Genomic DNA, 26,167 nt, shown 5'->3' with positions numbered 1-26,167 from the left:
GACGAGCCACGGCGGCGCCCACCAATTTCTTATAAAACCGCTTATCCGGAGCTAACGGGCGAGGTGGCTATGGTAGGGGCTCCACTGGACACCACCAGAGCCGACAGGGGAGGTGCGGCTGCGCCTGTGGATCGGGGAGGAGTGCTGCGGCGCTTTCTCGGATCGGCAGGTAGGCCGAAATCCGTGAACGACACTGCTGACCACAGCCACGCCGACGCTCCCGCCCCGGGCGGAGCACAGACCGCGACCTTCACCACGGACGCGCACGCACAGGCGTGGACTCCGCCCACCTGGGAGGAGATCGTCAGCACCCACAGCGGCCGCGTGTACCGGCTCGCCTACCGTCTGACCGGCAACCAGCACGACGCCGAGGATCTCACCCAGGAGGTCTTCGTCCGCGTCTTCCGCTCCCTGTCGACCTACACGCCCGGCACCTTCGAGGGCTGGCTGCACCGGATCACCACCAACCTCTTCCTGGACATGGTCCGGCGCAAGCAGCGCATCCGCTTCGACGCCCTCGGGGACGACGCGGCCGAGCGCCTGCCCAGCCGCGAGCCCACCCCGCAGCAGATCTTCAACGACGCCCACTTCGACGCCGACGTCCAGCAGGCCCTCGACACCCTGGCGCCCGAGTTCCGCGCCGCCGTCGTCCTCTGCGACATCGAAGGACTGTCGTACGAGGAGATCGCCGCGACCCTGGGCGTCAAGCTCGGCACGGTCCGCTCCCGGATCCACCGCGGCCGCTCCCAGCTCCGCAAGGCCCTCGCGCACCGCTCCCCGGAGGCCCGGGCCGAGCAGCGCCGCGGGTTCGCGGTGCCCCAGGTGGCCGTGCTGGGAGGAGGGGGCGCGACCGCGTGAGTGGATCCCGTCCTACGCCTGCCGAGCAGCACCTGGGAGACCGTCTCTCCGCCCTGGTCGACGGAGAGCTCGGTCATGAGGCGCGAGACCGCGTCCTGGCACATCTCGCCACCTGCGCGAAGTGCAAATCGGAGGCGGACGAACAGCGCCGCCTGAAGAACGTCTTCGCGGAGGCCGCCCCGCCGCCGCCTTCCGAGAGCTTCCTCGCCCGTCTCCAGATGCTGCCGGCGGGCGGCGACGACGACGGCGGCTCACCGCTGTCCGGCGGCTTCGGCGGAAGACTCGGAGGTACGGCCGGTGGACGAGGCCTGCCCGGTGCTTCTTCCGGCTCCCGGGACTTCGCCGACTTCGGGGTCTTCGGCTCCGGCGACTCCTTCGGATACGTCCCGTCGGGACCACACGGCGGCGCGCTGACGCCGTCGGAAGGCCGCGGACTGCTCGGCGGCGGCCGAGGAGCGTCCGGCGGCCGTGGGTTCCTCGGTGACCGCGGCTTCCTGAGCGGCCGTGGCTTCCTCGGTGATCGGGGGGCCCTGGGCGAGCGTGGCTTCCTGGGCGGCGGACGTGGCCTCTCCGGTGGCGCGGACGACCGCCCGGGCCGCGCGGAGAGAACCGGCGGCGACAGGGACGGCGGAAGCGACAGAGAGGTCACGGGCGACCGTGGCTTCCGCATCCACGACGTGAGCCGGCAGGAGGCCGAGCGTTCGGCCTCGCGCGGCATGCGGTTCGCCTTCGTGGCGGCGGGCGCGGTGTCGCTGGCCGCGATCGCCCTCGGCGGTGTGACCAACGGCATGCCCGTGGAGACGGCCGAAACCCGAGGCGCTTCCGGCACCGGCAGCAATGTCACCCCGCTGCGGACCCAGGCCTCGGGCACGGTTCCGACGCCCGAGGCGCAGCGCCGCCGGGGCACCGTCGGGCCGCTCCTCGGACAGGGCCAGCAGTCCCTGGGCCAGGTGCCCGTCGCCCCGACGGAGATCTCCGCGCCCCTGCTGCCCGGGGTCCCCGCTCCGGCCGGCCAGGACCGCCGGTCCGTACACCCGCTGACCGCACCCGTGTTGGCCGGTGCCGCCGTCATGTCACCGCTCATACGTCCGCTGACCGCCGCGCCGCCCCTGCAGCTGACCGACTGGTCCCCGGCCCCCGCGCTGACGGGACCGGGCCTGCTGACGGCCCCCGACACCACCTCGTCCCCCACACCCACCTCGCCCGTCCTCCGCTGACCCCGAGTCCTGCGCACCGGCCCGCGAACCTGGTTGAATCCAGAGTGGGCCGTGTCCGCTCGGGCCGGTTCCGGCCTGCGGCGCTCGGTGAACGGTGGGCGGCGGGCCGGTCCTTGGGACAGGCCCTAGGTGTGGGGAGAACATGAACGAGGGGAAGCCCACGAAGGCGAAGTGGTGGAGCCGCCCCCGAGCGCACGGCGCGGGGGCCGAGACGGCGGGGGACCACATCGGGGCGACGGCGTCCGATGGACCGACGGGAGCCTCGGGAACCACCGGTTCCGGAGGGGCTGTCGGGGCTGCGGAGACCCTCGGGCCGACGGCGAACGCGGCCCGTGAGGAAAGCCCCGAGGGCGACTTCGAGTTGGAACGCCCGGCGACGGCGGTGACGGCAACGGCCCTCGTCGGGACCGACACCCGGATCGAGACCGAGCCCGTGGCCGACTCGCCCGTGGCCGACTCGCCCGTGGCCGACTCCGACTTCCAACTGGCCCGTCCGGCGGTCGAGAGCCCGCTCGGGGCCGCCTCCACGTCGACCGCCGCCGCGGCCGGTGACACGGACGGCGACTTCCAACTGGAACGCCCGACCGCGATGAGCGCGGTGCGCGACGCGGCGGCGGGCGGGGCGGTGCGCGACGCGGAAGGCGGCACGAACTCGCCGACCGGGCCGGGCGGTTCGGCGGCCCGTTCCGGCGGCGTGACCGTCGAGGCCGAGAGCGGCCGTACCGGCGGTGCCGTGGGCTGTGCCGGTGCCGCGAACACGGCCTCCGACATCCCCGGGTCCGCTGCTGCAGCCGCCTCCGCGACCACGGTCGTGGGCGCCACCGCCGTCGCCGATGCCCGGCCGCCGGGTGAGCAAGGCGCCCTGAGCGCCCCTGACGCGCCCTCTGAGCGCCCCAAACCGCTGCACGACCCCGATCCCTACGGCACCCCGCCGTACGGCGAGCCCGGCCCCTGGGCGCCCGCTCCGCCGGTCCAGCACCCGGCGACGGTTCCCGCATCCACGACGGCTCCCGTATCAACGACGGCTTCTGCCCCCACGGCGGACGTCCGGCCGACGACACCGGCCCACGGCACCGCCGTACCGGCCGCCGCTCCGCAGCCGGCGCCGACGGCACCGCAGGCCGCAGCGGCCCCGTACGCGGAGGTGCCCGCGCCGGCCGCCGCTCCCTTCCCGGACGTGTCCCAGTCGGCCCCGACGCCCTACCCCGACAGGCCCCCGCCTCCCGGGGCCTCCTACGCGTATCCCTCCCAGCCGGGCCCGCCGCCCTTCGGGGACGCGGCGCGGACGGTGCCGCCTCCCTACGCGGGCGGGGCCCAAGCCGCGCAGCCTCCGCACGGAGCCGGAGGCCAGCACCCCCCGGGGGCCTACGCCGACCCCGCCCAGTCGCCGCAGGCCGCGCCTCCCGGCTCGCGGGGGCCCTGGCAGAACTACGACCCGTGGGCCGGGTCGGGGTCGCTGCAACAGAACGGTGCCGCGGTGGACGACGTGGCGCGGCGGCGCGGGCGCAGAGGCAGGACGCTGCTGGTCGGGGCCCTGCTGATCGCCGTCGTGGCCGGCGGTGTCGGCGGAGTCGTGGGCGCGTACCTGGAGCGCAACGGCGGGGTCGGGGCGATCGAACTGCCGCAGACCAGCGACGGGGTGACGGGGCGGGCGCCCGACAGCGTCGCCGGGATCGCCGCCAGCGCGCTGCCCAGCGTCGTGACCCTGCACGTGAGCGGGGAGAGCGCACAGGGCACCGGCACCGGCTTCGTCCTGGACGAACGCGGCCACATCCTCACCAACAACCACGTCGTCGACCCGGCCGGCGCCGCCGGTGACATATCGGTGACCTTCAGCGGCGGCGAGACCGCCAAGGCCACCATCGTCGGCCGGGACACCGGCTACGACCTGGCCGTGGTCAAGGTCTCCGGCGTCAGCGGGCTCAAGCCGCTGCCCCTCGGCAACTCGGAGGAGGTCCGGGTCGGCGACCCGGTCGTCGCCATCGGCGCCCCCTTCGACCTGGCCAACACCGTCACCTCCGGCATCATCAGCGCCAAGGAGCGGCCCATCACCGCCGGCGGCGAGAGCGGGAACGTCAGCGATGTGTCGTACGTGGACGCGCTGCAGACCGACGCGCCGATAAACCCCGGCAACTCCGGAGGCCCGCTCCTCGACGGCAAGGCCCGCGTGATCGGCATCAACAGCGCCATCCGCTCCGCCGGCAGCGGCTCCGAGTCGGACGGCGGGCAGGCCGGTTCCATCGGTCTGGGCTTCGCGATACCCATCAACCAGGGCAAGCGCGTCGCCGAGGAGCTGATCAACACCGGCAAGGCCACCCATCCGGTGATCGGGGTCACCCTCGACATGGACTACTCGGGTGACGGCGCCCGTATCGGTGACGGGGGCGACGGCGGCGGTTCGGGGGTGACCTCCGGCGGTCCCGCCGACCGGGCGGGGATGCGCTCGGGCGACGTCATCACCGAGGTCGACGGCCAGCGTGTCCACTCCGGGGACGAACTGATCGTCAAGGTCCGCGCCCACCGGCCCGGCGACCGCCTGGAGCTCACCCTGCTGCGGGACGGCAGGGAGCGGACGGTCACCCTCACCCTCGGCTCGTCCGGCGGCGACTGAGCGAGTCCCGGCGGCCATGACGGCGGGGCTCGCTGACAGCAACTTCACAGGAGGGGCCCCGCACCCTCTCCCGCCAGGCAAACAGCTGGGAAAACCCGTCGGCCGGGCGTGCTCGGAGGCCGCCCGAAGGTACCGGATCGACGGCATCGCCGGGTACCGTGGATCCGGCCCGGACCACGGAAGACCTGCCGAGGCCCGCGGATCGGGACCGAGGACATCGCAAGGAGCTTCAGGTGTTCAATGACATAGGTGCGCTCGAGGTGGTGACGCTCGTCGTCCTCGCCGTGCTCGTCTTCGGTCCGGACAAGCTCCCGAAGGTGATCCAGGACGTCACGCGGACCATCCGCAAGATCCGCGAGTTCTCGGACAGCGCCAAGGCGGACATCCGCAGCGAACTCGGGCCGGAGTTCAAGGACTTCGAGTTCGAGGACCTCAACCCCAAGACGTTCATCCGCAAGCAGCTGGACAACGACGAACTGGGGCTGAAGGAGATCCGCAACGGCTTCGACCTGAAGAAGGAGATGGCCGAGCTCACGGACGCGGTCCACGGCCGGGAGTCGGAATCCTCCGCGTCCTCCTCGTCCGCGTCCTCCTCCTCGGACTCCTCCGCTGCCGTCTCCTCCGGTGCGACCGGCGGCCCCGTCGACATGACGAAGAAGCGCGAGATCGAGCGTCCGCCGTACGACATGGACGCCACCTGAGCCGTACGCCGGTGTGCCGCCGCGCTCCCCTACGTGATGCGATTCATACCGTCACGCCCCCTCGTACGGCCTGAACCCGCCAGTACGCCGTCCTACGCGCCGGGCGCTTTCCCTGCTGCTCGGAGAGCTGTGGCTATGCTGCCCAGTTGTTGTGCGGACCGTACGAAGAGCGAGCGACGACGCCCGAGGGGGGCGGGCCGCTCCGGTCCGTCGAGAGCGAGGAGGCGTCCGGGCACATGGAGACGACGAGTCGGGTAGGCGCGCAGGCGTCGGCCACGGAGGGCGGACAACAGCTCCCCTCCGGCCGACGCGCGGTCGACGGCTACCTGCTGGCGCCCTTCCCGTGGTACGGCCTCGACGAGGCCTTCACGGGACCGCGCTGGCTGATGCAGGTCGGTACGTCGGCGGAAGGAGCCGTCGAGCACGGTTCGATCGGCCACGGTGACGAGCCCTCGGTGCGCAACGAGTACACCGCCGGGTCGGACGACGAGGTCAAGGAGCGGTTCGCGGTCGTGGTGACCGTCGCGGAGAACCCCTCACGCAGGAGCGCCGACGGTACGGGGCTGCTGGAGGCCACGTCGGTCTCCTCGGCGGCCTGGCTCGCGGGTGTGGGGCTGTTGTCGTTCACCTGGCCCGGGCAGTTGGACCACTCCCTGCGGGACGACTGGCTGGACCAGCAGACCGAGGCCGCGTGGGTGTTGGCCGACGATCTCGCCGGGCCCGACTGGTCGACCCTGTCCCTGCCGGTGGACGGGGTGCCGACGCCGTTCCACTACCGCGAGTCCGAGTTCGGGTGGGTGCTCGCGGGGTCGACCTCGCAAGGGGTGCATGTGGGGGCGTACGGGCGGGGGATGAGCGCGTACGGTCTTGGCTTCGCCGGGATCAAGGACATCGAGGCGTACGCGTAGCTTCGAGGGGCACCGCTGCGCTGCGCTGCGGTGCCCCTCGAAGCCGTTGGGGCTTCGGTGGTTCGGGGAGTGCGGGTGCGTTGTGGCTTGTCGCGCAGTTCCCCGCGCCCCTTCAGGGGCGGCCCCTGGCTGCGACAGGCGCCCAGGAGCCTTGGGAGCGGCCTAGAACTTGTTCCTCGGGGTGATTCCGAGGCTCATGCCCGACAGGCCCCTCTGGCGGCCGCCCAGCTTGCCCGCGATGGCGCGGAGGGCGGAGCCCGCGGGGGAGTCGGGGTCGGTCAGGACCACCGGCTTGCCCTCGTCGCCGCCCTCGCGGAGGCGGACGTCGATGGGGATGGAGCCGAGGACCGGGACCGTGGCGCCGGTGGTGCGGGTGAGGCCGTCGGCGACGCTCTGGCCGCCGCCCGTGCCGAACACGTCGACCATCTCGTCGCAGTGCGGGCAGGGCAGGCCCGACATGTTCTCGATGACGCCGACGATCTTCTGGTGGGTCTGCACGGCGATGGAACCGGCGCGCTCGGCGACCTCGGCCGCCGCCTGCTGCGGGGTCGTCACGACGATGATCTCGGCGTTCGGGACCAGCTGTGCCACGGAGATGGCGATGTCGCCCGTGCCCGGCGGGAGGTCGAGGAGGAGCACGTCCAGGTCGCCCCAGTACACGTCCGCGAGGAACTGCTGGAGGGCGCGGTGGAGCATCGGGCCGCGCCAGACCACGGGGGCGTTGCCCGGGGTGAACATGCCGATCGAGATGACCTTCACGCCGTTCGCGGACGGCGGCATGATCATGTTCTCGACCTGGGTGGGACGGCCGTCGGCACCCAGCATGCGGGGCACGGAGTGGCCATAGATGTCCGCGTCGACGACACCGACCTTGAGGCCGTCGGCCGCCATGGCCGCCGCCAGGTTCACCGTCACCGAGGACTTGCCGACGCCGCCCTTGCCGGAGGCGACGGCGTACACGCGCGTCAGCGAGCCCGGTTTGGCGAAGGGGACCTCGCGCTCGGCCTGGCCGCCGCGCAGCGCGCCCGCCAGTTCCTTGCGCTGTTCGTCGCTCATCACATCGAGCTCGACGTCGACGCGCGTGACGCCCTCGACCTGTGCGACCGCCTCGGTCACGCGCTGGGTGATCGTGTCGCGCATGGGGCAGCCGGAGACCGTCAGGTACACGGCGACCGCGACCGCTCCGTCCGCACCGATCTCGACCGACTTGACCATCCCGAGTTCGGTGATGGGGCGGTTGATCTCGGGGTCGTTCACCGTCGACAGTGCTTCGCGCACCGCGTCTACCGTAGCCATGAAGACGATGGTACGGCGCGGCGCGGGGCCCCCGGGAGCCCTGTCAGCGGTCGCCCATGTCACGTCCGCGGGCGTGTTCCGACGGGAATACCGTCCGGTTCGCGCGCGGGCCCTCTCCGTCGTGCTCGTTCAGCTCCCTGACCAGGTCGTGGAGCTCCGAGCGCAGCCAGTCGCGGGTGGCGACCTCGCCGAGGCCGATGCGCAGCGCGGCGATCTCCCTGGTCAGGTACTCGGTGTCGGCGATCGACCGCTCGTTCTGCTTGCGGTCCTGTTCGAGGTTGACGCGGTCGCGGTCGTCCTGGCGGTTCTGCGCGAGCAGGATCAGCGGGGCCGCGTAGGAAGCCTGGAGGGAGAGCATCAGGGTGAGGAAGATGAAGGGGTAGGTGTCGAACCGCAGGTCGCGCGGGGCGGAGACGTTCCACACCACCCACAGGATGATGACGACGGTCATCCAGACGATGAACCGCCCGGTGCCCAGGAACCGTGCGATCCGCTCCGACAGCCGCCCGAAGGCCTCCGGGTCCCACTCCGGCAGGAACCTGGCCCGGCGGCGCAGCGGCTGGTCGAGACGCGCACGGGGGCGCGCGGTGGCCCCGGAGGGCGTGCGCTCCCTCAGGGGAGCCCCGGAAGGCGCGGTCCGCTCCCGCACTCCCGCGCCGGAGTGCGCGCGCTCACGCCCCGCGTGCCGGCCGTCCCGCCCGATCCGCCCCTCATGCCCTCCGAGGCGCCCGTCCCGCCGCTCCCGCCGCTCCCGTCCCTCACGGGTCTGGCGGGGCTCGCGCCCGTCCCGGTCAGGAGCCATCGCCGGCCCCCTGCCCGTCCGCGTCGCCGTCGTCCTCGTCCAGGTGGAACTCCGTCTCCCGCCAGTCCTCGGGAAGCATGTGGTCCAGTACGTCGTCGACGGTCACCGCGCCCAGCAACGAGCCGCTCTCGTCGACCACGGGCGCCGCGACCATGTCGTACGTCGCGAAGAACCCGGCGACGGCGCGCAGCGCGGCCTCCGGGTCCAGGGGCTGGAGATCGTCGTCGAGGAGCGAGCTGACCAGGGTGTACGGCGGGTCCCGCAGCAGCCGCTGGAAGTGGACCGTGCCGAGGTACTTGCCGGTGGGGGTCTCGTCCGGCGGCCGGCACACGTACACCTGGGCGGCGAGCGCGGGGGAGAGGTCGGCGTTGCGGACCCTCGCGAGCGCGTCGGCGACGGTCGCGTCCGGGCGCAGCACGATCGGCTCCGTGGTCATCAGACCGCCGGCGGTCTTCTCCTCGTACGCCATGAGCCGCCGCACGTCCGCAGCGTCGTCCGGCTGCATCAGGGTCAGCAGTCGTTCCTGTTCGTCCTCCGGGAGCTCGGCGAGGAGGTCGGCGGCGTCGTCCGGGTCCATGGCCTCCAGGACGTCGGCCGCGCGCTCCTCCTTGAGCTTGCCGAGGATCTCGATCTGGTCGTCCTCGGGCAGCTCCTCCAGGACGTCGGCGAGCCGGTCGTCGTCGAGGGCGGCGGCCACCTCGGCCCGGCGTTTGGGCGAGAGGTGGTGCAGCACGTTGGCCAGGTCGGCCGGGCGGAGCTGTTCGAAGGTCGCGAGGAGGTTCTCGGCGCCCTGCCCGTGCTCCTCCAGGGAGAAGCCGGTGACCGCCGACCACTCCACGGTCACGGTCTCCCCCTTGTGCCGACGGAACGCCCCGCCCTTGCCCTTGCGGACGAAGACCCGGTCGATCTCCCAGTCCCGGCGGGCCGGGAGCTGCTGCACCGAGATGTCGAGGACCGTCACCTCCTCGCCGGTCTCGACCAGGGTCACTCGTCGGTCCAGCAGTTCCCCGATGACGAGGCGCTCGGTGGGGCGCTGCTCGAAGCGGCGCACGTTCAGCACGCCGGTGGTGATGACCTGGCCCGACTCGATGCCGGTGACCCGGGTCATGGGCAGGAAGATCCGGCGCCGGGTGGACAGTTCGACGACCAGGCCGAGCAGGCGCGGGGGCTTGCGGCCCACCCGCAGGATGGCCACCAGATCCCGGACGCGGCCCACCTGATCGCCGTTCGGGTCGAAGACGGCGATGCCGGAGAGGTGGGAGACGAAGATCCGGGGCGCCACGCCCGCCATGAGCCGCCCCTTTCCTTCCCGTCGCGAAGGGAATGTCCGCCGAGGACGGCTTCAGGCTAGCCCGTCCCGATCGGATATGCCCTGGTGAGCGGTGCGGACGGACTGGCTCCGTGGCGGGTCGGGAGCCCCGGTACTCTGCGGTACGCCTGGACTCCCCACGAAGAGGTGCATCGCCTGTGACTGTGATTCCCCGTACCCGAAGGGCCGCACTGGTGAGCGCCGTCTGCACCCTGGTGGTCGGGGCGCTGGGGCTCACGGGGTGCAGCGAGGACCCCAACGAGGGCACCAACGGGGTCGGCAGACTGGAGCCGGCGAAGATCCAGAGCAAGACCAAGGCGGCGGCCACGGCGGCGGACACGGTCCGGCTGTCCGGGGCCGTGGTGAGCAACGGCAAGACCTACAAGCTGGACATGCGCCTGAAGGAGGACGGCGGCACGGGTTCGGTGACATCCGAGGGCTCCACGTTCCGGCTGCTGAAGGTGGGCGAGCACCTCTTCCTCAAGGCCGACGCGGACTTCTGGGACCACCAGGACTCCGGTGAGCACGGTGGCGAGGGGGACTCCGAGACGGCCGCCGCGGACAAGCTGGACGGCATGTATGTGAAGGTGCCGACCGGTGACCCCGCCTACAAGCGGTTCAGCGGCTTCACCGACAAGGACGTCCTCCTCAACAGCCTGCTCACCCTGCACGGCACGCTGTCCACCGAGGGCCACCACCAGCAGTCCGGCACCCGCACCATCCGTATCACCGGCGACAAGGGCTCCGGCGGCACGCTCGACGTCTCCCTCGAAGGCACCCCCTACCCCCTCCGCCTCGTCCGCGCCGGCGACGCCGGCACCATCCTCCTCACCGACTGGGGCAAGGACTTCACCCTGGAGGAACCGGACGGAAAGTCGGTGGTCGACTACGGCAAACAACTCCCGACGTCGTAGCACGGCACAGGACGGACCGCCTGCCGAGCGCGTGCCGGGCGGCCTCCTGGGGCGTGCGGCGCCTCGGCGGGGGCGGACGGCGGTCTCTGGAGCGGGGTGCCTTGCGGGTGGTGTGGGCGGGGGCGAGCCGCGCGGCCCGGCGCGGGGCGCCGGTCTCAGCGGTCGCGTTTGCGGCGGCCGAAGAGCAGGCGTGGGACCGCCGCCGGAATCGGCTGTCGTGTGGTCGCCGGTGTGGTCACCGGTGGCTGCGCCAGATCGCCGTCGGGCAGCGGCAGGGTCGCCCCCGTCGGCTCCAGGCGGAGCACCCGGCACTCGCGGGCCCAGCGGGCCGGCATGGCCTCGCCGTCGGGGGCGTTGAGGCGTTTGCCCTTGAGCTCGGCCACGGCCGCCTCCCACTCGGCAGAGTTCGGGGCCAGTTCGACGACGTCCGCCGCCCAGCTGACCAACCGCCCGCCCTTGTCCTTGCTGCGCACGGTCACCACGGCCGACCCCCCGTCGGTCAGCCCGGGCAACGGCTGCTCACCGGGTCCGTCGCCCACCACGCACGCCGCACCCTCGTGCCAGACGTGCCACAGCGCCCGGGACGCCTCACCACCCCGGACCCAGATCAGCCCGGACTTCTTGGTGGCCTCTTCGACGAGGGCCTGTTCGAGCAGCGCGTCGGAGGTCGGCGCATCGGCGGGGAGCGAACCGGCTGTCATGGGGGCAGCCTAACCGTGCCTCACAGCCACCCGTTGCGCTTCAGCGTCCGGTGGATGCCGAGGCAGAGCGCGACCGTGACCCCGAGGACCACCGGGTAGCCGTACTTCCAGTGCGTCTCCGGCATGTAGTCGAAGTTCATGCCGTACACGCCGCACACCATCGTCGGCACGGCGATGATGGCCGCCCAGGACGTGATCTTGCGCATGTCCTCGTTCTGCGCGACGGAGGCCTGCGCCAGGTTCGCCTGGAGGATCGAGTTGAGCAGTTCGTCGAAGCCGACGACCTGCTCCTGGACCCGGGCGAGGTGGTCGGCCACGTCACGGAAGTACTTCTGGATGTCCGGGTCGATCAGCCGCATCGGCCGCTCGCTCAGCAGCTGCATGGGCCGCACCAGCGGAAGCACCGCACGCTTGAACTCCATGACCTCGCGCTTGAGTTGGTAGATCCGGCCGGCGTCGGTGCCCCGGGGCGTGCCCTTGCGCCCGGGGGAGAACACCTCCGTCTCCACCTCGTCGATGTCGTCCTGCACGGCGTCCGCGACGGCCACGTACCCGTCGACGACATGGTCGGCGATGGCGTGCAGCACGGCCGACGGCCCCTTGGCCAGCAACTCCGGGTCGTCCTGCAGTCGGTGACGCAGCGCCCGCAACGACCCCTGCCCGCCGTGCCGGACGGTGATGAAGAAGTCCCGCCCGGTGAAGCACATGACCTCGCCGGACTCCACGACCTCGCTGGTGGCGGTGAGTTCGTCGTGCTCGATGTAGTGGATGGTCTTGAAGACGGTGAAGAGGGTGTCGTCGTACCGCTCCAGCTTCGGCCGCTGGTGCGCGTGCACCGCGTCCTCCACGGCCAGCGGGTGCAGCCCGAACTCGGCCGCAATACCCGAGAATTCGGCCTCCGACGGCTCGTGCAGGCCGATCCAGACGAAGCCGCCGTCACGGCGGACCTGACGGATCGCCTCGTGCGGCGTCAGGTTGCGCTCGAACGAGACGCGCGCGCCGTCGCGGTACACGGCGCAGTCCACGACGGCCGTGGCCGCCTCCGCCGGGCGCGTGGCGTCGTACACCCCGCCGTCCTTGCGCAGCGACAGCCGCGAGGGACGGGACGGGCGGACCGCGGCACGCAGGTTGTGGATCATCGACATGAGCTGGCTCCTTCGCAACGAAAGGCCGCCGACGACGGTTGGAACTACCCGGAATGGGGACGTTTTGACTGCGGATGTTTGGCACGTCCACAAAGCGGGGAGCACCGCACCGTCGCGGTGACAGCTTCGCTTGATTCAGATCAAGACGGGAAAGAAGTGCTCTTCCGATGCGCGACGACCGGCGAGCGGCACGAAGCGAGTGAGGCGATAGCCAGCGGAGCGAGAACTACGGCTACGGCCGGAGCTACGGAACGCGAACAGCGGAAGAGCGGGTGGTACTGCCAGGCCGACTTCGGTCCATCGCAGCCCCACCTCCTCCGGCCGGTCCCTCGTAAGGGACGTTCCATACCCCATCCGGGGTTCCCCGTAGGGGAGTCAGTCTTCTCGGTACGGGACGCGAAGGCGTGAGAAGCCTTGAGAGCGAGGCTTCTGCGTGCTGCCCGCGTGCTGTCCTGACCGGCGGCCAAGACTAACAGTCGGCTGAAGTGTCAAGGCGCGTGTTTGCCGGTTCCTGACGAGTTCTATGCTCGGCTCATGGCTGATGTTCTTCCGTTGGTGGAGGCCCGTTTGCGCACCGCGCTGGGCGAACCGGACGCGCGCGCCGCGGTCACCTTCCTCGGCACGGACCGCATCGAGGTGCTCCGTTTCACCGACGGCGACATCGTCCGCTACGCCACGCTCGGCATGTCCGCCCAGCCGATGGCCGACCCCACCGCGGTCCTCGCCGACCCCGTCAAGGGCCCCCGAGCCGAACTCGTCCTGTCCGTGCGGCGCGGCGTCGCCGACACGGACAAGGTGCTGCGCCCGCTCGCCGTACTCGCCGCGTCTCCGCAGGTGGAGGGCGTGATCGTGGCCCCCGGCGCGTCCCTCGACGTGGGCGGTCCGCTCTGGCCCGGCGCCCCCTTCACCTCCGTCCTCGTCGCCGAGTCCGGCGGCCTGGTCGAGGACCTCGAACTCGACGCCCCCGCCGACCCCGTACGGTTCCTGCCCCTCCTGCCGATGACCGCCAACGAGGCGGCCTGGAAGCGGGTGCACGGCGCCCAGGCCCTCCAGGAGCGCTGGCTCACCCAGGGGACCGACCTCCGCGACCCGGCGCGAAAGTCCGTCTCCTTGGACTGAACGGCCGCCCGGCACGATTTCCCCGTGTGACGGACGGCACGCCATACGTGACCGGAGGCCACTCGGCAGGTGGCTGAAAATCGCCGCTTCCCTTGGCGGTGTGGGTAGTTGATTCCGTTGGTCGGTCCGACGGGCCGGCAGGCGGCCGTGGACCGGCGATCGTGCGCGGAACGTGCGCGGAATGTGACGCGCACACGCCGGACGGGTGATCGTCCTTGACGCGAGGAAGCACGGGGAGGACCGTTGGGCCCTATGAGGGGCGAACCCAGTTGCCCGAAGTGTGGTGGCCGGGTCAGGGCTCCCGGCCTCTTTGCCGACTCCTGGCAGTGCGCCGCGCACGGGACGGTGCACCCGCTGCAGCCCGTGATCCCGCCCAGCGTCGAGGCCCTGAGCGTCGTGGTGCACCGTGCCAAGGTGCCGGTCTGGATGCCCTGGCCGCTGCCCGTGGGCTGGCTCTTCACGGGTGCCGCCTTCGCCGGGGACGACCGCAGCGGCGGACGCGCCACCGCCGTGGCCTGCTCCGGTCCCGGACCGCTCGGCGGTGTCGGGGAGCTCGTTCTCATCGCGGAGGAGCTCGGCGTCGGCCTGGGTGCGCGGTACGCGGGCATCGACGGTCCCGATCCCGGCCCGTATCTGAGCGTCGAGAAGCCGCCCCAGGCGAAGGTGCTGGCCGCCGGACGGCCGACACCGCTGTGGCACGTCACCGGCACGCCGGACGACCGCGCGGTCTTCGCGGGTGAGGCGCTTGGCCTGTGGCTGTGGGCGATCGTGTGGCCCGAACAGACGGGACTGCTGATGTACGACGAACTCGTCCTGACGGACCTGCGGGACGCGGGAGCGGAGGTGGAACTCCTCCCGTGCGGAGCCCTCTCCCCACGCATCCTGGAGCCGTAGGGGCGCCTGATGACCTGAGGGGCAGGGCGGAAGAGTCAGGGGCGCGGCGGACTGCGCGACCGACCCCCACCGGACGCGCGGCCGCCCACGAGCCCGCACACCCCCACCCCTGAGGCGCCCGTTCCACCCGCCCTCGACGCCACCCCTGTAGGGGGCGCTACCTGGTTTCAGGTATGACAGAGTTGGCCCGAAAGGGCGCTATCCTTGAGCGTCCGCTTCCCTTCCCCGCGCCTGGAGTCCGAGTCGTGCGTATCGATCTGCACTGCCACTCCACGGCTTCCGACGGCACGGACACGCCCGCTGAGCTGGTACGGAAGGCTGGCGCGGCCGGTCTGGACGTCGTCGCGCTGACCGACCACGACACCACGCGCGGGTACGCCGAGGCGATCGCCGCGCTGCCGGAGGGGCTCACCCTGGTCACCGGTGCCGAGCTGTCGTGCCGACTGGACGGCGTCGGCATGCACATGCTGGCCTACCTGTTCGACCCCGAGGAGCCCGACCTGCTCGCCGAGCGCGAGCTGGTCCGGGACGATCGGGTCCCGCGCGCCCGCGGGATGATCGCCAAGCTGAACGAGCTGGGCGTGCCGGTGACCTGGGACCAGGTCGCACGGATCGCCGCCGGCGGCTCCGTCGGTCGGCCCCACGTGGCCACCGCACTCGTCGAACTCGGGGTCGTACCGACCGTGAGCGACGCCTTCACGGAGCAGTGGCTCGCCGACGGCGGCCGCGCCTACGTCGAGAAGCACGAGACGGACCCCTTCGAGGCGATCCGGCTGATCAAGGGCGCCGGCGGTGTCGCCGTCTTCGCCCACCCCGCCGCCGTCAAACGGGGTCGGACCGTACCGGAGTCCGCCATCGCGGAGCTGGCCGCCGCCGGACTCGACGGCATCGAGGTCGACCACATGGAGCACGACCCGGCGACCCGGGCACGGCTGCGCGGCCTGGCGAAGGAGCTGGGGCTGCTCGCCACCGGTTCCTCGGACTACCACGGCAGCCGCAAGACCTGTGTGCTCGGCGAGTACACGACAGACCCCGAGGTGTACGGCGAGATCACACGGCGGGCCACCGGAGCGTTCCCCGTCCCGGGCACCGGCGGGAACTAGCCGGACCCTCGCTCGTGCGGCACCTGGACGCAAGGTGCCCATGCCTCACCTCTTCCGCCGCGCCGAACCATTGCCCACAGTGGTGAGCGGCCCGGTCGCCGACGCCCGCCAAGGGCACCCCTCGCTCGTCCTCCTCCTTCCCGCAAGGCACCCCTGTGTTCGATCTCGCCATATTCGGCTCCCTCTTCCTCACCCTCTTCGTGATCATGGATCCCCCTGGGATCACCCCGATCTTCCTCGGCCTCACCGCCGGGCGGCCGGCCCGAACCCAGAAGCGGATGGCCCTCCAGGCCGTCTGTGTGGCCGGTGGCGTGATCGCCGTCTTCGGATTGCTGGGGCACCAGATCCTGGACTACCTGCATGTCTCCGTGCCGGCGCTGATGATCGCGGGCGGGCTGCTGCTTCTGCTGATCGCGCTCGATCTGCTCACCGGCAAGACGGACGAGCCGAAGCAGACCAAGGACGTCAACGTCGCGCTCGTGCCGCTGGGGATGCCGTTGCTGGCCGGACCCGGTGCGATCGTCTCGGTGATCCTGGCGGTGCAGAAGGCGGACGGCCTGGCCGGTCAGATGTCCGTGTGGGCCGCGATCCTGGCGATCCACATCGTGCTGTGGCTCACGATGCGGTACTCCCTGCTGATCATCCGGGTCATCAAGGACGGCGGTGTGGTCCTGGTGACCCGCCTCGCCGGCATGATGCTCTCCGCGATCGCCGTACAGCAGATCATCAACGGCGTCACCCAGGTCGTACAGGCTTCCTAGCGGCGAGCCCCAATAGCAGCGCCCCGTACGGCATGTGCCGTACGGGGCGCTGAAGTGTGAACGGATCCGCGTCCTACAAGGCGGTCACGTCGGCCGGGCGGATCCAGAGTCGCTGCCCGATGGCGGCGGCCTGCTGCACGATCCGGTTGACGGAGGCGGCGTCCACGACGGTGCTGTCCACGGGCGTGCCGTTGACATCGTCGAGTCGCAGAATTTCGAAGCGCAAGGGCTTCTCCCTTCGTCTGGTCATCCTCCTGAGGAGAACTACTGGTGGTGGCTCACGGGTCGTCGGTGCCCGTGTTCCATCAGGAGTCAACGGTATGCGTGTTACGAACATTCCCTACGCTAAGGAAATTTTTCGCGAAGCTAATTACTAACCGGTAAGTGGTGTGGTGGTATGTCTACCTGGAGGCAGGAAGACTGATTGGGACCGGTTGTGTTCGCAGCGTGACCGCCGGGACAATGGCAGTAATGAACGACGACCTCACGGCGCTCGGCGCCCGCATCGACCGTACGAACGAGCTGCTGCACCGCATGCTCGCCGAGGTGGCGAAGACACCCTCGACACACGCGATCTTCGTCGATGCCGGGTACCTGTACGCGGCCGTGGGCCGGCTCGTCGCGGGGACGGAGGACCGGCGGTCCTTCGATCTCGACGCGGAAGGGCTCATCGACGCGCTGATCGACAAGGCGCGCACGATCTTCGCGGACAGCCGGCTGCTGCGGGTCTACTGGTACGACGGGGCACGCCGCCGCATCCATACGGCGGAACAGCAGTCGATCGCCGAGCTGCCCGACGTGAAGGTCCGGCTCGGGAACCTGAACGCGAACAACCAGCAGAAGGGCGTCGACTCCCTGATCCGCACCGACCTGGAATCACTGGCCCGGCACCGCGCGATCAGCGACGCGGCCCTCATCGGCGGCGACGAGGACCTGGTCTCGGCGGTCGAGGCCGCGCAGGGGTACGGGGCGCGGGTCCACCTCTGGGGCATCGAGGCGCCCGAGGGCCGCAACCAGGCCGAGCCGCTGCTCTGGGAGGTCGACAGCCAGCGGACCTTCGACCTCGACTTCTTCAAGCCGTACGTGTCACGGCGGGCCGCCGCCACCTACGACGCGCCCACCGGGGCCCGCCCCAGCCGTGAGGACGTCCGCTTCGTCGGCGCCCAGATCGCCGCGAAGTGGCTCGCCTCCCGGGGGCGGGAGACCTTGCAGGAGCTGCTGCACGGCCACCCGTACCTCCCCGGCTCCGTCGACCAGGACCTGCTCGTCGAGGCGGAGGGCCTGCTCCAGTACTCGCTGCGGGGACAGGCGGACCTGAGACGGGCGCTGCGGGACGGCTTCTGGGAGCACCTGCGGGCGCAGTACTGAGAGCGGGCTGCCCCGGACGGACGTACTGAGAGCGGATTGCCCCGGACGGGCGGTCGGTCGGGCGGTCCGGCCGGTGGTCAGCGGGCGATCCGGTCCCAGAAGCCGCTGAGGGCGTCGGCCGTAGCCTTCGGCTGGTCGGTGTTGGGGGAGTGCTCGGCGCCGCGTACGACGGTGCGGTGGGCGCGCAGCCGTACGGCCATGTCGTCGAGGACCGGGATCGGCCAGGTGTCGTCACGTTCACCGGAGAGGACGTGCTTGGGCAGGTCCACGGCGGCGAGTTCGGCGACCCGGTCGGGTTCCGCGCAGAGTTGCCGGCCCGTGGCGATGAGCTGGGCGGGCTTGGTGGCGAGCCAGCGGCGGCGCAGATCGGCGCGGTCGTCCAGCCCCGCGTCGAGGGCACCCGTGTCGGCCTCCTCGGGCTCCGGTGCCTCCATCGCCTGGATGGCGTCCCACACCTGCTCCATGTCCATCACGGCCAGGGCGTCCCGCAACAGCTTCACGCGCTCCTGCTGGCCGACCGAGATCTGGGCGGGGCCCGAGGCCATGAGGGTGAGCGAGGCGAAGGGGGAGGCGTCCATCAGCACGGCGGCGCGGGAGATCTGGCCGCCGAGCGAGTGACCGACGAGATGCAGTCGGCCGCCGTCGCTCACGGCCCGCGCCTGGGCGAGCAGGTCCTCGGCCAACTCCGCCTGCGCGTAAGGTGCTTCGTCGGCCTCGGCTCCCGGGCTCTCGTACTGTCCGCGCCCGTCCACGGCGACCGTGCGGTACCCGGCCGCCGCCAGCGGCTCGTGCAGCGCGATGAAGTCCTCCTTGCTCCCCGTGAACCCCGGCACGAGCAACACGCTCCCCTTCACCGCCACGCCCGCCTCGATGACGGCGAACTCCCCACGAGGGGTACGCAGGCGGTGGGCGTGGGCGCCGGGGGGAGGGGTGAACGAGGGGGGACGGCTCATGGGGGGAGCGTAACGGTCCGCCAAGGCTCCTGCGGGGTGGGGATGGGCGCGTGGTCGGGTGCGGGTGGGTGGGGGCTTCTCGCGCAGTTCCCCGCGCCCCTGAAGCATTCAGGCCCTGCGGGCCTGAAAAGGCTGGGGCGCAGCCCCGTCTTATTTCAGGGGCGCGGGGAACTGCGCGACCAGCCCCCACCGAACGGACGCTGGGGGTCAAAGGGGCGCAGCCCCTTGGCGGGGGAGGGACGGGTCGGGGCGGCGGGGGCGCGAAACCCCCTGAAAAGGCCGAAGGCCCGGCCCCCGCCAGGGGAACCGGACCTTCGGCACGACAGGACGGCCTCAGCCCTCCGTACCCTCCACCACAGCCACAGCCTTCCGCGTACGCCGCCGCGGAGCAGGAGCCTCGGCCCCCGCCTCCTCGGCAGCAGCCGAAGCCACTGCCTTCCGCGTGCGACGAGGCTTGGTCGCCTGCTCCTCCGTCGGCTGCGCGGGCACCGCCCCCTCAGCCGTCGTCGCCACGGCCTTGCGGGTCCGGCGGCGCGGCTTGGCCACAGCCTCGGCGGTGTCCACGGCGGCCTCGGCGGCGGTGTCGGTCGCCTCGACGACCGGCGCGGCGGTCTTGCGGGTCCGTCGGCGGGGCTTGGCCGGTGCCTCCTCGGCGGCGGCCTCCTCGCTCACGACCTCGGCGGGTGCGGCGACCTTGCGTGTACGGCGACGCGGCTTGGTCGCAGCCTCGGCGGCCGGCTCGGCGACCGGCTCCGGCTCCACGACGGCCGTGCCTTCAGCCGTGTCCAGCGACGCTTCCGCAGCGGGCGCGGCCTCGGCCACCGGAGTGGCGGCGGCCTCCACCGACTTGCGCGTACGACGGCGACGCGGCTTGGGAGCCTCCTCCGCCGACTCGGCGGGCACGCCGGCGACGGTGTCGACCACGGCCTCCGCCGACTCGGCCGGCGCGCTCTCGACGGTCTCGATCACGGCCTCGGCGGCCGGGTTCACCCCGGCACGCGTGCGGCGGCGACGGCGAGGCGTACGAGGCTCGGACGCGCCGGAGTCGGAGTCCGGCGTCTGCGTGGCCGACGGCTCGGTGACCGCGGCGGCCTCCGGGGACGCGCCGTCGACGGTGGCACCACCGCGCGTACGCCGGCGGCGACGCGGCGTACGCGCCGGGCGCTCCTGGTCCCGCTCACGCTCGGCGGACGACGGGCCGGAAGCACCGGCGCCACGGCCGCCACGCCCGCGCGGACCACGCCCGCCCGGCTCGCCGAGGTCCTCCAGCTCCTCCGCGTCCAGACCGGCGCGGGTGCGCTCGGAACGCGGCAGGACACCCTTCGTGCCCGCGGGGATGCTCAGTTCCTCGAAGAGGTGCGGGGACGTGGAGTACGTCTCCGGCGGGTCGTTGAACCCGAGGTCCAGCGCCTTGTTGATGAGCTGCCAGCGCGGGATGTCGTCCCAGTCGACGAGGGTGATCGCGATGCCCTTGGCGCCCGCGCGGCCCGTACGGCCGATGCGGTGCAGGTACGTCTTCTCGTCTTCGGGGGACTGGTAGTTGATGACGTGGGTGACACCCTCGACGTCGATGCCGCGGGCGGCGACGTCGGTGCAGACGAGGACGTCCACCTTGCCGTTGCGGAAGGCACGCAGGGCCTGCTCGCGGGCGCCCTGGCCGAGGTCGCCGTGGACCGCGCCGGAGGCGAAGCCCCGCTGCTTGAGCTGGTCGGCGAGATCGGCCGCGGTGCGCTTCGTACGGCAGAAGACCATGACCAGTCCCCGGCCGTCGGCCTGCAGTATGCGCGAGACGATCTCGGGCTTGTCCATGTTGTGCGCGCGGTAGATGTGCTGCGCGGTGTTCCGGACCGTCGCGCCCTCGTCGTCCGGCGACGTGGCGCTGATGTGGGTCGGCTGGGACATGTACCGGCGGGCCAGACCGATGACCGCGCCCGGCATGGTCGCCGAGAACAGCATCGTCTGGCGGCGGGCCGGAAGCATGTTGATGATCTTCTCGACGTCGGGCAGGAAGCCCAGGTCGAGCATCTCGTCGGCCTCGTCGAGGACCAGGCACTTGACGTTCTTGAGGTTCAGCTTCTTCTGGCCCGCGAGGTCGAGGAGACGCCCCGGGGTGCCGATGACGACGTCGACGCCCTTCTTGAGGGCCTCGACCTGGGGCTCGTAGGCACGGCCGCCGTAGATCGCGGTGACGCGGACGTTGCGCACCTTGCCGGCGGTCAGCAGGTCGTTGGTGACCTGGGTGCACAGCTCGCGCGTGGGGACGACGACGAGCGCCTGCGGCGAGTCGACGAGATCCTCGGGCTTCGCGCGGCCGGCCTCTACGTCGGCGGGGACGACGACGCGCTCGAGGAGGGGGAGACCGAAGCCGAGCGTCTTGCCGGTGCCGGTCTTGGCCTGGCCGATGATGTCGGTGCCGGAGAGGGCGACCGGGAGAGTCATCTCCTGGATGGGGAAGGGGTTGATGATGCCGACGGCCTCAAGGGCCTCGGCCGTCTCGGGAAAGATGCCGAGATCGCGGAAAGTCGTAGTCAGGGTGCTGCCTCTTCTGTGTACGCGGTGTGAGGCGAGCGCGGGGGTCGTGTCGGACCGTGCCGGGGACGTCGGCCACCGCACGGGCGGGCCGTGTGGCACGGGACCTCTGCCGACGCTCTAGCGCTCATACCGCTGAGGGGTTCCCTCCGGACGCCGTACGCGGAGTGCCGTACGGAAAAGGAGGGCTGTCGGGTCGGAGCCGATCGGGCCACCGACCGGGCATCCTCATGCGTGCGGCCTGTCGAGGCATGTTCGAACTACGTCGACGTACCAGCAGGCGCATTACCACCATACCCCGGAATCGCGCATATGCGATGGCCGATTTGGTCACGTAGTCGTCGTCACACTGAATGACGCACCGAATGACCGGGCCCTTCCGCCTTGCGCGGAGCGGGCTATTGTGCGCTGCATGACCACGTCTGACAAGCCTGAGAACGCCAGCGGCGGCGAGTCCGCCGACGCCGCCGACACCACGGAGGTCACCGGGATCGCCGCCCAGGACTGGGAGCGGGCCTCCGCCGACCCGCAGTACCGCGCCGCGGTGGTGGACCTGCTGGGCGCGCTGGCGTACGGGGAGCTGGCGGCGTTCGAACGGCTCGCTGAGGACGCGAAGCTGGCGCCGACCCTCGTCGACAAGGCGGAGCTGGCGAAGATGGCGGCGGCCGAGTTCCACCACTTCGAGAGGCTCGCCGGCCGCCTCACCGAGATCGGGGAGGAGCCGACGCATGCCATGGAGCCGTTCGTCGACGCGCTCGACGGTTTCCACAAGCAGACCGCGCCCTCGGACTGGCTGGAGGGGCTCGTCAAGGCCTACGTCGGCGACTCGATCGCCAGTGACTTCTACCGGGAGGTCGCCGCGCACCTCGACTCGGACACGCGCTCACTCGTGCTCGCGGTGCTCGACGACACGGGGCACGCCGGTTTCGCCGTGGAGAAGGTGCGGGCGGCGATCGACGAGGACCCGCGGGTGGGCGGTCGACTGGCGCTGTGGGCGCGGAGGTTGATGGGGGAGGCGCTGTCGCAGTCGCAGCGGGTGGTGGCCGACCGGGACGCCCTGTCCACGATGCTCGTGGGCGGTGTGGCGGACGGCTTCGATCTCGCCGAGGTGGGGCGGATGTTCTCGCGGATCACCGAGGCGCACACCAAGCGGATGGCCGCACTGGGCCTGGCAGCGTGAGCGCCTAGTCGCCGTGGGGTGAGCTGTCGTCCGGTGGGTGCGGGTGCTTCGTGGCTGGTCGCGCAGCTCCCCGCGCCCCTGGATGGGGCTTCGCCCCTATCCGTGGATCCTCTGTCCGCGGATCCTCACGCTGTCGCCGAGCTGCTGTGTCGAAAGCGTTCCGTCGGGCGGAGGAGCAGGGACAGGGAAGCCGCCGCGACGACCAGGGCGCCGGTGAGGACCAGCAGGTAGTTGGCGGAGCCGAGTGCCGTGTGCGTCAGGAAGGCGCCGAAGAGACCGCCCGCGGTGCCCGTCGGCAGGACCAGGGCGCGGGACGGCAGACGCTGCGGCAGACGGTAGACGGCGGCGCAGGCGAGGGCGAAGCCGAGGAGTGCGGATCCGAGTGCTTCCAAGAACATGATCGGGTTCCCTCCCGCACGGCCTGGCCTGGGCAAATCGGTCGTAGCCGGTACTACCCGCGAGGCATGGGACGCAATCATCGTCTGTGGACGAGATGTGGCCGATCTGTGCGGCGCGCCCCGTGGCGGCCATGATGCGCGGGCGCACGGAGGGGGCCCGGTGGTTTCACACCACCGGGCCCCCTCCGTACGCCTCTTGTGCTGGTGACTACAGCGCGCTGAAGCCCACCTTGCGGACGGTCGGCTCGCCGATGTCGACGTAAGCGAGACGGTCGGCCGGGATCAGCACCTTGCGGCCGTGCTCGTCCGTGAGGCTCAGCAGCGCCGACTTGCCGGCCAGCGCCTCGGCAACCGCACGCTCGACCTCCTCGGCACTCTGACCGCTCTCCAGAACGATCTCGCGGGGCGCGTGCTGCACGCCGATCTTGACCTCCACGGCTATGTCCCTCCGACGGTCAGTGAAATGCGCGGGCTTCCGCGCCGTACGCAGCACACATTAGCCCGGTGAGGGGACGTACACGCTCCGCCTGAGAACGCCAGGAGCGAACAGGGGGCGGGAACAAATCCCCGAAGCAGGAAGTGGCCCGCCGGCCCGTGGGGTCAGTGCTGGTCGATGCCGTGCAGCGGGAAGCCCGCGATACCGCGCCAGGCCAGCGAGGCCAGCAGCTGGACCGCCTGCTCGCGCGGGACGCTGCGGTCGCTGTGCAGCCAGGACCGCGCCACCACCTGGGAGAGGCCGCCCAGACCCGAGGCGAGGAGCATCGACTCCGCGCGGGAGAGGCCGGTGTCCTCCGCGATGACGTCGCAGATGGCCTCGGCGCACTCGTTGGTGACCTTGTCGACGCGCTCGCGCACGGCGGGCTCGTTCGTCAGGTCGGACTCGAAGACCAGCCGGAACGCGCCGCCCTCGTCCTCGACGTACGCGAAATAGGCGTCCATCGTCGCCCGGACCCGCTGCTTGTTGTCCGTCGTCGACGCCAGCGCGCTACGCACGGCCTGGATCAGCGACTCGCAGTGCTGGTCCAGCAGGGCCAGGTAGAGGTCGAGCTTGCCGGGGAAGTGCTGGTAGAGCACCGGCTTGCTGACTCCGGCGCGCTCGGCGATGTCGTCCATCGCGGCCGAGTGATAGCCCTGGGCCACGAAGACTTCCTGGGCGGCGCCCAGCAACTGGTTCCGTCGGGCTCGGCGCGGCAGGCGTGTGCCCCGCGGGCGCGCCGCCTCTGTCTGCTCGATGGCTGTCACGCCGCCTCCCAAGATCGTCCACATGCGGTGTGCGCCGCGCCGCCATCGTACTTTTCAGTAACCCGGGTGTGCGCGGTGCGAGCGCAGAATTTCACGGACCGGACAGCGGGGAAAGTGCCGCCAACCACGTCAAACAGGGACAGGGCGGGCAGGAGGAAGCCCTTTCCCGTCACCGGTCGTCTTCCCTGGTGAGGATCGGGTTACCGGTAGTCGTCCTCGTCCAGGGAGACCACGCGGGCCTGCTCCGCCAGATCGGCCTCATTGGCCGCGTCCGGGTCGACGTCGGTCAACGGGTCGTCCCGGTGCTGGGTGACATCGGCGTGCTGCTCGGCGGCATCGGCCTCGGGGGCCTCCACATCGTCGAACTCCACGGCGTCCTCCTCGGCGAAGGTGTCGGGATCGGTCGGATCTACGGCCATCGTGGTTCCCCTTCCTGCTGCTGCCCTGGTGCCGCCGGAACGCCCCGACGGCGGCGGGGGCCACGTACGGGTGCCCTCTTCGCGAGATCGGATGCGCCGTCACGGGCCTGCCTTGCGGCGGCTCGCGAGCCTGGTCGTGCGGGCTGATCACGGGCCTGTTCGTGAGAGCGCTTGCGAGCCCGTCCCCGGGCGCGCTCCGAGCGCGTTCGCGAGCACGTCTCCGAGCCTAGGAGACAGGTCATCGCGGCGCTACGCGGTCGGTCCGGTGCGATCCGATCCGGTGCGATCCGATCCGATCCGATCCGATCCGGTGCGGTGCGATGCGATGCGATGCGGTTCGGGGTGGCGAGCCCGCTATTGATCCGGGGGCGAGGGCCCCGTCGGTCGGCGGTGAGCCCGCCATCGGGTCGGCGGCGAGTGCGTCGTGCCCGGTACCCCGTGAGAAGTGGCTGATTTGCGGTGTGCTCTGTGACGGCGAACACATGAGTCACTGCGTGATCGTCTCGTAACATTGCCCGCATGTCTTCGACCGAGCTGCCGTCCCTGCTGACCGCCACCGCGTCGCCGAAGGCGAGTGCCGTGCGCGTGGCACCCGGCGAGCGGCTGAGGTCGGTCCGGTTGCCGGGGATCACGCTGTCGGTGCGGTCGAGACCGCCGGCGCGCGAAGGACTGCCGCCCGCCCTGTACGTGCACGGCCTGGGCGGCTCGTCGCAGAACTGGTCCGCGCTGATGCCGCTGCTCGACGGGCTCGTCGACAGCGAGGCGCTCGACCTGCCCGGCTTCGGCGACTCGCCGCCACCGGACGACGGCAACTACTCGGTCACGGGACACGCCCGCGCGGTCATCCGTTACCTCGACTCCGCCGGGCGCGGCCCGGTGCACCTCTTCGGCAACTCCCTCGGCGGCGCGATCACGACCCGCGTCGCCGCTCTGCGCCCCGATCTGGTGCGCACCCTGACGCTCGTCTCGCCGGCCCTGCCGGAGCTCCGCGTGCAGCGGACCGCCGTGCCGACGGCGATGCTCGCGCTGCCGGGCATGTCGGCGCTCTTCACCCGCTTCACCAAGGGCTGGAGCGCCGAGCAGCGCGTACGGGGCGTCACCGCGCTCTGCTACGGCGACCCGGGCCGGGTCACCGAGGAGGGCTTCCGCAATGCCGTGGAGGAGATGGAGCGGCGGCTCCAACTGCCGTACATGTGGGACGCGTTGACGCGTTCGGCGCGGGGGCTCGTGGACGCCTACACTCTGGGCGGTCAGCACTCGCTCTGGCGCCAGGCGGAGCGCGTCCTCGCCCCGACCCTCCTCGTCTACGGCCGACGCGACCAGCTCGTCGGCTACCGCATGGCCCAGCGGGCGGCCCGCTCCTTCCGCGACTCCCGCCTCGTCTCCCTGCCGGACGCGGGGCACGTGGCGATGATGGAGTACCCGGAGGCGGTGGCTGCCGCGTTCCGTGAGCTGCTCGCGGATGCGGGGCGGACGCGGGGCGGGGCGGATGTGGAGCCGGTGGGTGAGGAACCATCGGGTTCGGAACCGGTGGGTTCGTCTTCGGTGGGTTCGTCTTCGGGGTCGGTCGGTGTTTCGGGTGAGGGTGGTTCGGTGAGTGGCGGTGGCTCGGTCGGCGCCGACGACGGTGACGCGGTCGCCGAAGGGCCGCCCAAGAGCTCGCCCGGTGTGGGGAGCTGAGGCGCGGCGTGGGACGGCACAGCCGCAAGGGGCGGGCGCCGAGAGGCGACACAAGTGAT

The 26,167-nt window shown here is 71.5% G+C and carries 25 protein-coding genes; 13 read left to right on the top strand and 12 right to left on the bottom strand.

Annotation, left to right across the window (positions count from 1 at the left end; all coding sequences use genetic code 11):
• Positions 1-141: 141 nt before the first annotated feature.
• The 5 genes from sigE to ACZ9QC_RS13730 all read left to right on the top strand — a co-directional run bounded on the left by sigE (position 142) and on the right by ACZ9QC_RS13730 (position 6,295).
• On the top strand, positions 142-858 hold the full coding sequence (sigE, locus tag ACZ9QC_RS13750; RefSeq protein WP_472921680.1) for an RNA polymerase sigma factor SigE: 717 nt from the start codon (positions 142-144) through the stop codon (positions 856-858).
• The gene (locus tag ACZ9QC_RS13745; protein WP_472920400.1) at positions 855-2,075 is read left to right on the top strand and encodes an anti-sigma factor family protein; all 1,221 of its coding nucleotides are present in this window, start codon (positions 855-857) and stop codon (positions 2,073-2,075) included. The genes sigE and ACZ9QC_RS13745 overlap by 4 nt, the downstream gene beginning before the upstream one ends.
• A gap of 901 nt (positions 2,076-2,976) precedes the next feature.
• Positions 2,977-4,686, top strand: coding sequence for a S1C family serine protease (locus tag ACZ9QC_RS13740; RefSeq protein ID WP_472921679.1), 1,710 nt, complete (start codon positions 2,977-2,979; stop codon positions 4,684-4,686).
• Between the two features lie 233 nt (positions 4,687-4,919).
• A complete protein-coding gene (locus tag ACZ9QC_RS13735; RefSeq protein ID WP_472920399.1) occupies positions 4,920-5,387 on the top strand; it encodes a sec-independent translocase in 468 nt (155 codons plus the stop codon).
• Positions 5,388-5,623: 236 nt separating this feature from the next.
• A complete protein-coding gene (locus ACZ9QC_RS13730) occupies positions 5,624-6,295 on the top strand; it encodes a hypothetical protein (protein ID WP_472920398.1) in 672 nt (223 codons plus the stop codon).
• Between the two features lie 162 nt (positions 6,296-6,457).
• Here the strand turns inward: ACZ9QC_RS13730 and ACZ9QC_RS13725 are convergent, their stop codons facing one another.
• The 3 genes from ACZ9QC_RS13725 to ACZ9QC_RS13715 form a co-directional block, all read right to left on the bottom strand.
• The gene (locus tag ACZ9QC_RS13725; RefSeq protein WP_472920397.1) at positions 6,458-7,591 is read right to left on the bottom strand and encodes an Mrp/NBP35 family ATP-binding protein; all 1,134 of its coding nucleotides are present in this window, start codon (positions 7,589-7,591) and stop codon (positions 6,458-6,460) included.
• 43 nt (positions 7,592-7,634) lie between these two features.
• Complete coding sequence (locus ACZ9QC_RS13720) at positions 7,635-8,240, bottom strand: DUF1003 domain-containing protein (protein ID WP_472921678.1); 606 nt, start codon at positions 8,238-8,240, stop codon at positions 7,635-7,637.
• Positions 8,241-8,382: 142 nt separating this feature from the next.
• Positions 8,383-9,684, bottom strand: a complete 1,302-nt coding sequence (locus ACZ9QC_RS13715) for a magnesium transporter MgtE N-terminal domain-containing protein (RefSeq protein ID WP_472920396.1) — start codon at positions 9,682-9,684, stop codon at positions 8,383-8,385.
• A 176-nt stretch (positions 9,685-9,860) separates the two neighbouring features.
• Here ACZ9QC_RS13715 and ACZ9QC_RS13710 point away from each other — a divergent pair, with 176 nt between their 5' ends.
• Positions 9,861-10,616 carry a hypothetical protein gene (locus tag ACZ9QC_RS13710; RefSeq protein WP_472920395.1) on the top strand — a complete coding sequence of 252 codons (756 nt, stop codon included), beginning with the start codon at positions 9,861-9,863 and terminating at the stop codon, positions 10,614-10,616.
• A gap of 155 nt (positions 10,617-10,771) precedes the next feature.
• Here ACZ9QC_RS13710 and ACZ9QC_RS13705 read toward each other — a convergent pair whose 3' ends face one another.
• Positions 10,772-11,317, bottom strand: a complete 546-nt coding sequence (locus ACZ9QC_RS13705) for a hypothetical protein (RefSeq protein ID WP_472920394.1) — start codon at positions 11,315-11,317, stop codon at positions 10,772-10,774.
• Between the two features lie 20 nt (positions 11,318-11,337).
• On the bottom strand, positions 11,338-12,462 hold the full coding sequence (locus ACZ9QC_RS13700; RefSeq protein WP_215448863.1) for a magnesium and cobalt transport protein CorA: 1,125 nt from the start codon (positions 12,460-12,462) through the stop codon (positions 11,338-11,340).
• Between the two features lie 534 nt (positions 12,463-12,996).
• Between ACZ9QC_RS13700 and ACZ9QC_RS13695 the strand changes: the two genes are divergently transcribed.
• The 4 genes from ACZ9QC_RS13695 (at position 12,997) to ACZ9QC_RS13680 (ending at position 16,339) form a co-directional block, all read left to right on the top strand.
• Positions 12,997-13,581 (top strand): suppressor of fused domain protein, encoded by a 585-nt coding sequence (locus ACZ9QC_RS13695; protein WP_472920393.1) that lies wholly within the window; start codon positions 12,997-12,999, stop codon positions 13,579-13,581.
• 252 nt (positions 13,582-13,833) lie between these two features.
• On the top strand, positions 13,834-14,475 hold the full coding sequence (locus ACZ9QC_RS13690) for a DUF6758 family protein (protein WP_033525501.1): 642 nt from the start codon (positions 13,834-13,836) through the stop codon (positions 14,473-14,475).
• Positions 14,476-14,720: 245 nt separating this feature from the next.
• Positions 14,721-15,578, top strand: a complete 858-nt coding sequence (locus tag ACZ9QC_RS13685; protein ID WP_472920392.1) for a PHP domain-containing protein — start codon at positions 14,721-14,723, stop codon at positions 15,576-15,578.
• Positions 15,579-15,733: 155 nt separating this feature from the next.
• On the top strand, positions 15,734-16,339 hold the full coding sequence (locus tag ACZ9QC_RS13680) for a MarC family protein (protein ID WP_316725968.1): 606 nt from the start codon (positions 15,734-15,736) through the stop codon (positions 16,337-16,339).
• Positions 16,340-16,412: 73 nt separating this feature from the next.
• On the opposite strand, the gene ACZ9QC_RS13675 is transcribed toward ACZ9QC_RS13680, so the two are convergent.
• Positions 16,413-16,565, bottom strand: coding sequence for a hypothetical protein (locus ACZ9QC_RS13675; protein WP_472920391.1), 153 nt, complete (start codon positions 16,563-16,565; stop codon positions 16,413-16,415).
• Between the two features lie 236 nt (positions 16,566-16,801).
• Between ACZ9QC_RS13675 and ACZ9QC_RS13670 the strand changes: the two genes are divergently transcribed.
• Positions 16,802-17,707 carry an NYN domain-containing protein gene (locus ACZ9QC_RS13670; protein WP_184899148.1) on the top strand — a complete coding sequence of 302 codons (906 nt, stop codon included), beginning with the start codon at positions 16,802-16,804 and terminating at the stop codon, positions 17,705-17,707.
• 77 nt (positions 17,708-17,784) lie between these two features.
• Here ACZ9QC_RS13670 and ACZ9QC_RS13665 read toward each other — a convergent pair whose 3' ends face one another.
• Both ACZ9QC_RS13665 and ACZ9QC_RS13660 read right to left on the bottom strand, forming a co-directional pair.
• Entirely contained in the window at positions 17,785-18,660 is an 876-nt protein-coding gene (locus tag ACZ9QC_RS13665) for an alpha/beta fold hydrolase (protein WP_472920390.1), read from the bottom strand.
• Positions 18,661-18,993: 333 nt separating this feature from the next.
• The gene (locus ACZ9QC_RS13660; protein ID WP_472920389.1) at positions 18,994-21,273 is read right to left on the bottom strand and encodes a DEAD/DEAH box helicase; all 2,280 of its coding nucleotides are present in this window, start codon (positions 21,271-21,273) and stop codon (positions 18,994-18,996) included.
• Positions 21,274-21,592: 319 nt separating this feature from the next.
• Between ACZ9QC_RS13660 and ACZ9QC_RS13655 the strand changes: the two genes are divergently transcribed.
• Positions 21,593-22,369 (top strand): ferritin-like fold-containing protein, encoded by a 777-nt coding sequence (locus ACZ9QC_RS13655; protein ID WP_472920388.1) that lies wholly within the window; start codon positions 21,593-21,595, stop codon positions 22,367-22,369.
• A 125-nt stretch (positions 22,370-22,494) separates the two neighbouring features.
• On the opposite strand, the gene ACZ9QC_RS13650 is transcribed toward ACZ9QC_RS13655, so the two are convergent.
• The 4 genes from ACZ9QC_RS13650 to ACZ9QC_RS13635 all read right to left on the bottom strand — a co-directional run bounded on the left by ACZ9QC_RS13650 (position 22,495) and on the right by ACZ9QC_RS13635 (position 24,428).
• Positions 22,495-22,767 (bottom strand): hypothetical protein, encoded by a 273-nt coding sequence (locus ACZ9QC_RS13650; protein ID WP_472920387.1) that lies wholly within the window; start codon positions 22,765-22,767, stop codon positions 22,495-22,497.
• 208 nt (positions 22,768-22,975) lie between these two features.
• On the bottom strand, positions 22,976-23,203 hold the full coding sequence (locus ACZ9QC_RS13645) for a DUF3107 domain-containing protein (protein ID WP_009293559.1): 228 nt from the start codon (positions 23,201-23,203) through the stop codon (positions 22,976-22,978).
• A gap of 164 nt (positions 23,204-23,367) precedes the next feature.
• Positions 23,368-24,009, bottom strand: coding sequence for a TetR/AcrR family transcriptional regulator (locus tag ACZ9QC_RS13640; RefSeq protein ID WP_316725964.1), 642 nt, complete (start codon positions 24,007-24,009; stop codon positions 23,368-23,370).
• A 200-nt stretch (positions 24,010-24,209) separates the two neighbouring features.
• Entirely contained in the window at positions 24,210-24,428 is a 219-nt protein-coding gene (locus ACZ9QC_RS13635) for a hypothetical protein (RefSeq protein WP_472920386.1), read from the bottom strand.
• Positions 24,429-24,947: 519 nt separating this feature from the next.
• On the opposite strand from ACZ9QC_RS13635, the gene ACZ9QC_RS13630 reads away from it, so the two are divergent.
• Positions 24,948-26,108: an alpha/beta fold hydrolase gene (locus tag ACZ9QC_RS13630; RefSeq protein ID WP_472920385.1), complete on the top strand. Its 1,161-nt coding sequence runs from the start codon at positions 24,948-24,950 to the stop codon at positions 26,106-26,108.
• Positions 26,109-26,167: the final 59 nt, after the last annotated feature.

This window comes from Streptomyces sp. HUAS MS02 (assembly GCF_055702265.1).
Note: the sequence above shows the minus strand (reverse complement) of the source record. Positions and strands in the feature narration are given on the sequence as shown.